The sequence below is a fragment of the Acinetobacter johnsonii CIP 64.6 genome (assembly GCF_000368045.1).
GTDB lineage: Bacteria > Pseudomonadota > Gammaproteobacteria > Pseudomonadales > Moraxellaceae > Acinetobacter > Acinetobacter johnsonii.
Genome location: NZ_KB849235.1, coordinates 152,726 through 162,379, shown reverse-complemented (window position 1 = coordinate 162,379; position 9,654 = coordinate 152,726). Strand labels below are relative to the sequence as shown.

General features: G+C 38.9%; 9 protein-coding genes and 2 pseudogenes. 8 read left to right on the top strand and 3 right to left on the bottom strand.

Annotated features, from left to right (window positions below):
- The coding region (locus tag F986_RS06485) for an IS5 family transposase (RefSeq protein ID WP_004693285.1) at positions 1-624 on the bottom strand (624 nt) is incomplete at its 3' end.
- A 55-nt stretch (positions 625-679) separates the two neighbouring features.
- On the opposite strand from F986_RS06485, the pseudogene F986_RS06480 reads away from it, so the two are divergent.
- Positions 680-1,057, top strand: a pseudogene (locus F986_RS06480) (T6SS phospholipase effector Tle1-like catalytic domain-containing protein); the annotation flags it as partial.
- Positions 1,058-1,076: 19 nt separating this feature from the next.
- Here the strand turns inward: F986_RS06480 and F986_RS06475 are convergent.
- Entirely contained in the window at positions 1,077-1,841 is a 765-nt protein-coding gene (locus F986_RS06475; protein WP_004693281.1) for an IS5 family transposase, read from the bottom strand.
- 78 nt (positions 1,842-1,919) lie between these two features.
- On the opposite strand from F986_RS06475, the pseudogene F986_RS06470 reads away from it, so the two are divergent.
- Positions 1,920-3,107, top strand: a pseudogene (locus F986_RS06470) (T6SS phospholipase effector Tle1-like catalytic domain-containing protein); the annotation flags it as partial.
- Positions 3,108-3,404: 297 nt separating this feature from the next.
- On the opposite strand, the gene F986_RS06465 reads toward F986_RS06470, so the two are convergent.
- Complete coding sequence (locus F986_RS06465) at positions 3,405-4,322, bottom strand: LysR family transcriptional regulator (RefSeq protein ID WP_004693275.1); 918 nt, start codon at positions 4,320-4,322, stop codon at positions 3,405-3,407.
- A 94-nt stretch (positions 4,323-4,416) separates the two neighbouring features.
- On the opposite strand from F986_RS06465, the gene F986_RS06460 reads away from it, so the two are divergent.
- From F986_RS06460 to F986_RS06435, 6 genes are all read left to right on the top strand, one after another.
- Entirely contained in the window at positions 4,417-5,658 is a 1,242-nt protein-coding gene (locus tag F986_RS06460) for an acyl-CoA dehydrogenase family protein (protein ID WP_004693273.1), read from the top strand.
- A gap of 96 nt (positions 5,659-5,754) precedes the next feature.
- Positions 5,755-6,876 carry a phosphotransferase family protein gene (locus F986_RS06455; RefSeq protein ID WP_004693271.1) on the top strand — a complete coding sequence of 374 codons (1,122 nt, stop codon included), beginning with the start codon at positions 5,755-5,757 and terminating at the stop codon, positions 6,874-6,876.
- Entirely contained in the window at positions 6,873-7,571 is a 699-nt protein-coding gene (locus F986_RS06450; RefSeq protein ID WP_004693270.1) for a histidine phosphatase family protein, read from the top strand. The genes F986_RS06455 and F986_RS06450 overlap by 4 nt, the downstream gene beginning before the upstream one ends.
- A 13-nt stretch (positions 7,572-7,584) precedes the next feature.
- The gene (locus F986_RS06445; RefSeq protein WP_004693268.1) at positions 7,585-8,328 is read left to right on the top strand and encodes an SDR family oxidoreductase; all 744 of its coding nucleotides are present in this window, start codon (positions 7,585-7,587) and stop codon (positions 8,326-8,328) included.
- A 151-nt stretch (positions 8,329-8,479) separates the two neighbouring features.
- Positions 8,480-8,803, top strand: a complete 324-nt coding sequence (locus F986_RS06440) for a pyrimidine/purine nucleoside phosphorylase (protein WP_004693265.1) — start codon at positions 8,480-8,482, stop codon at positions 8,801-8,803.
- Between the two features lie 133 nt (positions 8,804-8,936).
- On the top strand, positions 8,937-9,647 hold the full coding sequence (locus F986_RS06435; RefSeq protein WP_004693264.1) for an SGNH/GDSL hydrolase family protein: 711 nt from the start codon (positions 8,937-8,939) through the stop codon (positions 9,645-9,647).
- Positions 9,648-9,654 lie beyond the last annotated feature (7 nt).

Below are 9,654 nucleotides of genomic sequence, written 5' to 3'. Positions count from 1 at the left end.
TAGAATGACTTGTCTGCAGTGCTTCGTGTCATAAGCACCATCGGTATAGACCGAATCAATTCGTTCATCTAAGGGAATTTGAGCAAGTAAATCACCGAGTACTTGCGAATCGCTCACATTATTTGTAGTAAGCTGTACTGCACGTATTTGCAAGGTTTCAGCATCGATGCCAATATGAAGTTTACGCCATTTGCGACGATATTCAGGTTGATGTTTCTTACGTTTCCACTCACCTTCACCTAGAAACTTTAAGCCAGTTGAGTCGACGAGTAGATGTAGCCCATCACTACTTTTTTGATAGCTAATCGCAATATCAATATGTTTTTGTCTTCGACAAAGCGTACTGTAATCTGGTGCGGTCCAATTTAATCCACAAAGTTTAATCAGACTTTGAACAAAACCTGTGACCATGCGTAAAGAGAGTCTAAATAAAGATTTGATCATTAAACAGCATTGAATAGCCGTATCGGAGTAAGTTTGATTTCGACCTTGCTTGTTTTGTGGTTGTGCATACCACTGAGTGTTTGGATCAAACCAAATGGAAATGTTGCCCCGATTAATGAGAGCGCGATTATAGGAAGACCAGTTGGTTGTACGATAAGTTTTAAGAGTAGGTTTATTCATTTTGAAATTATAGGACTGAATAAACCTTATAGGCTAGGTTTGTGCAACAAAGCCTGGTACAGGTAATAACAAAGATGCTGATGAAGAAAAAAAGAAATGGTCAAATCCAGCTAGGTTGTGGAAATCTGCTGATCAGCATGCTCAAGAAAGTGAGAGTAATGGGTGTAAGTCAAATTATGCAATCTATGTATCAGGCGTAGGCACACGTTTTAATGGCGGGTTAAATATATTCCAACGTGCACTCGCTATGATGCAAGACCATAGTGGTTTTGGCCTTGGTGTGGGGACAGGTGGAACCCGACGCTTAGATTATGGCGAAGATCAACTGAATGATGCTTTAAAGCAAGTCATGATTATAAATGCAAAAAAATCAGAAATAGACACAGGTAAATATGCCAATGAAAAAAAAGTGTATAGTTTTGCAGAGGTCGATAATAGGGTCTGTTGACATTTCAAGTATAGAATTTACCCGATAAAGGTAGCCAAATAAATATACAAGCTAATGCAACTGCCCCCTCATAGCTACACTTTAGCTTATCATATCGTGTTGCTATTCCTCTGAACTGCTTTAACCTACAAAATGCATTCTCAACTAAGTGTCTGATTTTATATAAATACCAATCCATATGATCATTATTTGACTGAGTATTTGATTTTCTTGGAATATTCGCTTTAGTTTTTTTCACAGATATTTGTTCTCTTAATGATTCAGAGTCATATCCTTTGTCTGCACAACATACTTCCGTTTCACTCAAATCAAGTTTTTCAATCATTTTGGGAGCAATCTTGACATCATGTATCGTTCCATCGGAGATAATAATTTCGATTGGATTACCATCCGCATCAACAGCTAAGTGTATTTTAGAACTATTTCCACCAATGCTTTTAGAAATATCCTGATCTTTTATTCCAGCAGAATGTTGGTGTGCCCGAACATGACTAGCATCAATAAAAACCCATTCCATATCAGCATTTGAAGAAATTAATTTAAATATTTTCATTAACTTATCATTTTTACACCAACGATTATATTTTTTAAAGATTGAGTTATACGAACCAAATTCTTTAGGCAAATCACGCCATGGGCAGCCTGTTCTTATTCTATAAAGTATTGCTTCGACAAAATTTCTCAAATTAGATTTGGAATAGATATCAAAATTTCGGAAAATAGAAAGTAACTTAGACCAGTGTTGATCATTCAGCATTGTACGAGGCATAGCGAGAAGTAAATTTGGTTTGGCGATTAAATTTTACTTTCTCGCTATTTTTTTGAACAGAAAATGTCAACAGGCCCTAGTTTAAAGCAACATCGCCTCATTAAAAAAATTAATATTTCTACATTCGGCTTCTCTCGTGGAGCAGCTCTAGCCCGTGCATTTACGAATCAATTTATGTGGCAATGCGAATCTGATTGTAACGGTTTAAGTTACGGCACTGGAAAATACCCTATTGAATTTAAATTTATGGGTATCTTTGATACCGTTGCCTCATTTGGCTTACCCGCGACCAACTTAAATAATAATTTAACCTTTGAAGGTCGGGATATGGTCATTGATGAACGCATTAAAATGTGTGTGCACCATGTTGCAGGAAATGAGCTGCGCTTTGCTTTCCCTGTCGATTTAATTCATAAAGGAAATGGTCAAATTGCCAATCCAAATTGGAAAGAACTTGTTTATCCAGGCATGCATTCCGATGTTGGTGGTGGCTATACACCTGGTAGTCAGAATGTAAATGATAACTTTGCCCGTATCCCATTGAAAGACATGTTGGAAGATGCTGTCAGTGCAGGTGTTCGAATGTTTGACTATAATCAATTAAAAGAAAAATATGGGGCATTATTTACTGAACAGTTTGAAATTCAAAATGAAACACAGCGTTTGTATGATGCGGTAAAAGCACAAATGTCGTCTACAGGAAAAGTTCAAGATCAAATTGCTGCTGCAATGAAAGTTTATTATAGTGCGTATGGGACATTGGCGAGAAGTAAGATAGCCTCTGTCAGTCAAAATGTGCGTAAAGAGAATAAATTTCGTGAATTATTACCGATCGGCCCATCAGATATGGCAACTGAAATTAGCCGCTTAGAAAAATTACAAAAGCTAACAGCACCTATTAAATCTGGTGGAATGAATATTTTTAGAATATTATCACCTGTTTCAAAAGCATATGAGTTTTTCTTAGGCGTAGATGATTGGGAGTTCGCGAGTTGGCATAAAGAATCAACACCAGAAATCATGAGCTTTTATCAAAACTATATTCATGACTCTAAGTACGGTTTTATGAGTAATGCTGAACCATTTAGTTATTTCCGTCAAAGGACGGTATATGAGTCCCGTCGTAGTGGAAAGGGAGAAGAGGTAGATCAAAAAACTGCAGAAGATAAAGCAGTATGCACTGTGGTAAATAGGGAAGTACAACAAGAAAAATTTTTTGATGCATTTGAACGAGCTAAGCAAGAGCAGTTGCCGCTAGCTATGTAAAAAGAATGAATTCTTAGTACCGTCGCTAAGTTTTAAACAGTTTTAACTCCTTATAAGTGCTATTAAGAAATTAATATTTACTCCATATTTTAAGCATCTTAAGATGAGATGCTTATTGTTTACTTTCATATTGAGTGCCCTACAAATGGTTATGGTGCAAATAACAAAGATACAGAATTAGAAAAACAAGGAGTAATTTGTAAGACTAGTGCGTTGGTTGTTTAGAGGTTCCAAATGACAGTCAAGATAAGAAGTTAAGTTCAAACTTCGAGTTTTTTAAAATTCTTATAAAATAGCCTAAGCAAAAATTTTATGAATTTCGCTCCTTAAAAAATGGTGTCTTTTATTTTCCATTAAATTTTTATGCCAAAAAATTCCAATATTCATTTGCGGCAGTTTTACAGGAACATCAAAAATATTGAGTAGAGGGGAAACATGCAAATGGCTCAAAATATTTTGAGGAATCGTTAAAATTGCATTTGGATATTGCTCTAAAATTTGTAGCGCAGTGGAATAGTGCTGACAACGCAAGAAAACCTGCCTAGACAGTTGCTTACGATTTAAATGAACATCTTCAACCAAAACACCAGTACGCCGCGAAGATACACCAATATGCGGTGCAGCCAAATACAATTCAGCATTGATTTGCTGGAGCTGAGTACAAGCCACAAACTGGTCTTTGACCAAGCTCTCAAATTGAATTTTATCGCCAAAGTTTTGTTCCAAATCAATCACAAAATCAATTTGTTGAGAAACTAAATCAGCATCTACTGTTTTACGGTCCAGCTTACTACTCATGAACTGAATACTTAGTCCAAGTTTCTGAAAGTGAGCAACTAACTTTGGGAAAACAATTGGTTCGATTTCATCATGAATCGCAATTTTTAGACTTTGAACCATATTAGGGTCGAAGCTTTGCTGCTGCATAGAAATACTTTGAATCGCAATTAAAGCATTTTTAATAATCAGGTAATTTTGTTCTGCAAAAGGTGTTGGAAGCATTTGGCTGCCAGACCGAACAAATAAATCATCCTTTAAATGGTTACGTAGACGCTGCAAGGCATGACTGGCAGCAGACTGCGTAATCGACAAGATTTGAGCTGCTTTAGAAATACTTTTTTGCTCATAAATTGCAATAAAAAGCGGGTATAAATTGATATCGATGCGATGAAAAAGCCCCATATCAATGGGTGACTTACTATGAATATTGTTCATGCTGATCTATAAAATAAAATCATTTTGTTCATATTAGTTTTCAGGTTATGTTGATGTAAAGCGAAAATATCAAAATAGATCGAAGGAAGCAGCCATGTTTGAACTTTCAGCACGTGCTCAAGATTATGTAGAACGTACCAAACAATTTATTCAAAACGAAATTGAGCCGATAGAAACTGACTTTTGGCATGAGGTACATGAACTAAACCAAGGTGGTGACTGGACTAAATGGCAGTGGCCCGCACAACTTGAAATGCTCAAAGCCAAAGCAAAAGCTGCAGGTTTATGGAATATGTTTTTGCCATGTCCTGAATTGGGCCAAGGTTTATCGGTTCAAGAGTATGCTCATATTGCAGAACTCACAGGTCGTAGTCTTCTTGCGCCGACCGTATTTAACTGTAATGCGCCGGACAGTGGCAACATGGAAGTATTGTGGCGTTATGGCTCTGAAGCTCAAAAGCAAGAGTGGCTTACGCAGCTTTTAGATGGAAAAATTCGCTCTGTTTTCTGCATGACAGAACCAGCTGTTGCTTCATCCGATGCGACCAATATGCAAGCAACAGCCGTGATCGAAGGCGATGAAATTGTGTTAAATGGCCGTAAATGGTGGTCTTCAGGCTTAGGTGACCCCAATGCCAAAATTATTATTTTTATGGCACATACACCAGATGAAACTAAAGATCGCCACCATCAACACTCGATGGTTTTAGTGCCTGTTGAAACGGCTGGAGTCAAAATAGAACGGATGTTACCAGTCTTTGGTGACTACGATGCACCACATGGTCACGGCGAAATTAGCTTTAGTAATGTTCGTGTACCAGTTTCCAACTTTATTGGTGGTGCAGGTCAAGGTTTTGAAATTGCTCAAGGTCGTTTAGGACCGGGTCGTATTCATCACTGTATGCGCTGTATTGGTGCTGCGGAAAAATCTTTAGAGTTGATGATCGATCGTGGTATGAGTCGTACAGCATTTGGGAAAGAGATTTTAAAATTAGGCGGAAACCTAGAGCGCGTGGCTGATGCACGTGTTGCAATTGATCAAGCGCGTTTATTAACCTTGTATGCTGCGTATAAAATGGATACTTTAGGGAATATGGCAGCGTTAACTGAAATCTCTGCCATTAAAGTCGTTGCGCCAAGTGTGCTTGAAAAAGTGGTCGATATGGCGATTCAAATTCACGGCGGAGCAGGTGTGTCGCGTGATACACCTCTGACAGGTTTCTTCGCTCAAGCACGTTCACTGCGTTTGGCCGATGGGCCAGATGAAGTCCATAAAGGCATGATTGCAAAATTAGAACTGGCAAAACGTGGCTATAGTACGCGTCGTAAAAAATAATAGAGGAGAAGATCATCTCTTTAATTCATCGTGTTGAAATAAGAATAGATGATCTTCTAAGTTATAAAGAAAAGATTGATAGTTTGGGAAAAAAGAATGTCAGCGATTGATGTAGGTGGAACAGTTCGGGCGGGTGAAGAACTGGATGCTGTAGCCGTAGAAAACTGGCTCAAAGCACAAGGTATCGATCTACAAGGGCAGATTGAAGTCACGCAATACTCAGGCGGTGCATCTAACTGGACGTATAGATTGAAATACGACAATGTCGATCTAATTCTACGCCGCCCACCCAAAGGTACCAAAGCTAAATCTGCACATGACATGGCACGTGAATATCATGTGCAAAAGAATTTAACCCCTTTTTATCCTGTGCTTCCCGAAATGGTTGCATTGTGTCAGGACGAATCTGTCATTGGTTGTGACTTCTACGTGATGAAACGTGTAGAAGGCATTATTCCACGTGCCAATTTACCGAGAGAGCTAGATTTTAAAGAAGCCCAAGTTCGTGAGTTATGTGTCAATGTGATTGATAAACTGATCGAACTTCATCAAGTGCCATACCAAGGCACAGAACTTGAGAACTTTGGTAAAGGTGATGGTTACTGCCGTCGTCAAGTGGAAGGTTGGGACGCTCGTTTTGAAAAAGCCAAAACCATTAATGTCCCTTCATTTAAATATGTGCGAAAGTGGCTGAAAGATAATATTCCAGCAGACTCAAAAACCTGTGTGATTCATAACGATTGGCGTTTTGATAATGTTATTTTAGATCCGAATCATCCGACGCAAATTATTGGCGTTTTAGATTGGGAAATGGCAACGCTTGGCGATCCACTCATGGACTTAGGTTCGGCTTTGGCATATTGGGTTGAAGAGTCGGATAGTGCACTCTTTAAAGCGACACGTCGCCAACCGACAAATCTTAAAGGCATGTTCACACGTAAAGAAGTGGTCGATTATTATTTAGAAAAAACGGGTCTAGAAGTCGAGAATTGGACCTTTTATGAAGTTTTTGGCATTTTCCGTTTAGCCGTGATTGCCCAACAAATTTATTATCGCTATCACCATAAACAGACCAATAACCCTGCTTTCAAAGATTTTTGGATTTTAATTCATGCTCTCCATATTCGCGCACTTAAATTGATTGGTTTACAAAAAATTGAAGCCAATGAAGTCGCTCAAAAATACATTGTTAAAATGAAGGAAATATTAGGCAAATGACCACTATTTATTTCATTCGCCACGGGCAAGCATCTTTTGGTGCAGAAAGTTATGATCAACTCTCTCCCAATGGTGAACTCCAAGCCAAAATTTTAGGTCAATATTTTGATCAGATCTTAAAAGAAGCACCTATGGTGGTGTCAGGCTCCATGCAGCGACATCAGCAAACGGCATGTATTTCTTTGGCTGAGTGCTTTCCTGAAGTAGATGTTTTAACAGATTCTGCATGGAATGAGTTCAATCATCAGCAAGTCTTTGCTCATTACGAACCGCGTTTTAACGAGCCACATTTACTCAAAGCCGATGTGGCTAAAGAGTCGAACCGACGTGCTTATTTGGCCAAGATATTTGAAGGGGCAATTGAACGCTGGACAGGTGGCGACTATCACCATGAATACGATGAATCATGGCCTGAGTTTAAAAGTCGAATTGAAGTCGCTTTACAAGATTTGTGTGATGAACTGGCTCAAAGCAAACCGCGTTATGCTGTGGTATTTACTTCAGGCGGTGTGATTTCAGTGGTTGCAGGCAAACTCTTAGGTTTAAGTCCGAATAAAACTTTTGCGCTAAATTGGGCTATTGCCAACAGCAGCATGACTACATTGCGACTGGTGGGGAATGAACCTCAGCTTTTAAGTCTCAATGAACATCATTTTATTAAAGCCAAAAACTCAAATTTATTGACTTGGATTTAACAAGGATCGAACCATGACAAAAACAATTCTAATTACAGGTGCAAGTTCTGGAATTGGCGCAGGTATGGCACGTGAATTCGCTCAAAAGGGCTATAACCTTGCCATTTGTGCACGACGTTTAGAGCGTTTAGAAACACTGAAACAGGAACTTGAGCAGCAATATGGTATTCGTGTGATTGCTAAAAGTTTGGACGTTACCAATTACGATCAAGTGTTTGAAGTCTTTCGTGCATTTAAACAAGAATTTGGCCGTTTAGACCGTGTGATTGTAAATGCTGGAATTGGAGATGGGCGTCGAATTGGCAAAGGTAGCTTTGCAATTAATAAAGCCACGGTTGAAACCAACTTTATTTCAGCTCTAGCGCAGTGTGAAGCCGCAGTCGAAATTTTCCGTGAGCAAAATGCAGGACATTTGGTTGTTATCTCGTCTATGAGTGCAGTCCGCGGTATGCCAAAACATTTGACAGCGTACGGTGCAAGTAAAGCGGGCGTTGCACATTTGGCTGAAGGCATTCGTGCAGAACTGCTCAATACCCCAATCAAAGTTACCACGATTTTCCCTGGATATATTCGTACAGAAATCAATGAGGGTGCCAAACCTCTACCTTTTGAAGTCGATGAAAAAACAGGTTCACGACTGTTGGCCGCAGAAATTGAAAAAGCTCCTGTAAAAGCCTATGTTCCTAAATGGCCATGGCTACCACTAGGTTTAGCGATGAAAATTTTACCGCTGAAATTGGTCAATAAACTGGGTTAATGATAAAAATAAAAAGGCTGTAAATCAGCCTTTTTATTTTTATCTATGCGAGTGCCTTCTAAACATATGTTGCTATTTCCAGATGATCATTTGAGTGCATTCATGAGTTGGTCATAAAATCGAGGTAGCATTGAAGAAAAAGGTGATCAAGATGTCCACACAATTCGACTTTGTTTCAGTCAGAAAAAAGCCCAATGTTCATTTTGGTGGGCGTTCAATTAGTCATGTTATTCAATGTGAAGATGGTTCACAAAAGACCCTTGGGGTTATTTTGCCTACAGATCAACCGCTGACTTTTGAAACACATGTCGCAGAGCATATTGAAATCGTTTCAGGTCAATGCCAAGTTAAAATTGGGCTACAGACTGAAATGAGGCTGTATCATGCAGGTGAAAGTTTTGATGTTCCTGCCAACAGTCGCTTTAGTATGATGGCAAGTGAAGTCGTAGATTATATTTGTCACTTAGAAAAATAGCCGAAGATAAAGACTTAAAATGGCTAGAACAACGTTAATTCTTTATTTCTGAAGAATATTTAAGTCTGTGTATCGGTGCAATTCAACGTATACTATTTTCATCTTTCAGCTAGCTTAGACCCAGTCACTGAATATGCGATTAAAAATTTATACGCTGGCTTTGATTCCAGTCATTCTATTTCAAGGTTATGCCGTCAAAAAAAATACACCAAGATTGGCTGAACCCAAAGGAGCGCGCATTGGACAAAAGGGCGTGGGTAAGTCGCTTGCTTTGCTCATTTTGGGGGATTCAGCAGCAGCGGGCGTCGGTGTAAATGCTCAAGATGATGCCTTATTGGGTTCAATTTTAAAAGAACTGTCATCTGAGTTTAGTATTCAATTTTATTTACACGCAACGACGGGATTCACCACAGATCAGGTCATTCAGTCCATCCAAACGTTTGAGACACAGCATTTTGATGTCATCATTACTTCTGTGGGCGTAAATGACATTACAAAATTCACTTCGCCGCAGGCTTGGATCGCAAAACAGAAGCAGCTTTATCAAATACTCAAACATAAGTTTAGTCCACAACTAACACTTGCATCAGGTGTACCACCGATGGATCAGTTTCCTGCACTTCCAAACCCACTTGCATGGTTGTTCGGTCAATATGCCAAAGCGATGAACTTAAAATTAGGCCAATTTGTCGCACAGCAAAATCAGATGGAGTGGATAGAGTACGATCTCAAGAAGTTTTTGGCTTTAAACTTCGTTATGGCCGAAGATGGTTTCCACCCTAGCAAAGAAATTTATCAATTTTGGGGTAAACAAGTGGCTGAAAAAATACGCCAATCTTTTTAAAATGCAA

What these genes read in the sequence shown, in the direction of transcription:
- F986_RS06475 (WP_004693281.1), bottom strand. Translation starts at nt 1,841, where the DNA reads ATGCCTCGTACAATGCTGAATGATCAACACTGGTCTAAGTTACTTTCT.
- F986_RS06465 (WP_004693275.1), bottom strand. Translation starts at nt 4,322, where the DNA reads ATGAACAATATTCATAGTAAGTCACCCATTGATATGGGGCTTTTTCAT.
- F986_RS06460 (WP_004693273.1), top strand. Translation starts at nt 4,417, where the DNA reads ATGTTTGAACTTTCAGCACGTGCTCAAGATTATGTAGAACGTACCAAA.
- F986_RS06455 (WP_004693271.1), top strand. Translation starts at nt 5,755, where the DNA reads ATGTCAGCGATTGATGTAGGTGGAACAGTTCGGGCGGGTGAAGAACTG.
- F986_RS06450 (WP_004693270.1), top strand. Translation starts at nt 6,873, where the DNA reads ATGACCACTATTTATTTCATTCGCCACGGGCAAGCATCTTTTGGTGCA.
- F986_RS06445 (WP_004693268.1), top strand. Translation starts at nt 7,585, where the DNA reads ATGACAAAAACAATTCTAATTACAGGTGCAAGTTCTGGAATTGGCGCA.
- F986_RS06440 (WP_004693265.1), top strand. Translation starts at nt 8,480, where the DNA reads ATGTCCACACAATTCGACTTTGTTTCAGTCAGAAAAAAGCCCAATGTT.
- F986_RS06435 (WP_004693264.1), top strand. Translation starts at nt 8,937, where the DNA reads ATGCGATTAAAAATTTATACGCTGGCTTTGATTCCAGTCATTCTATTT.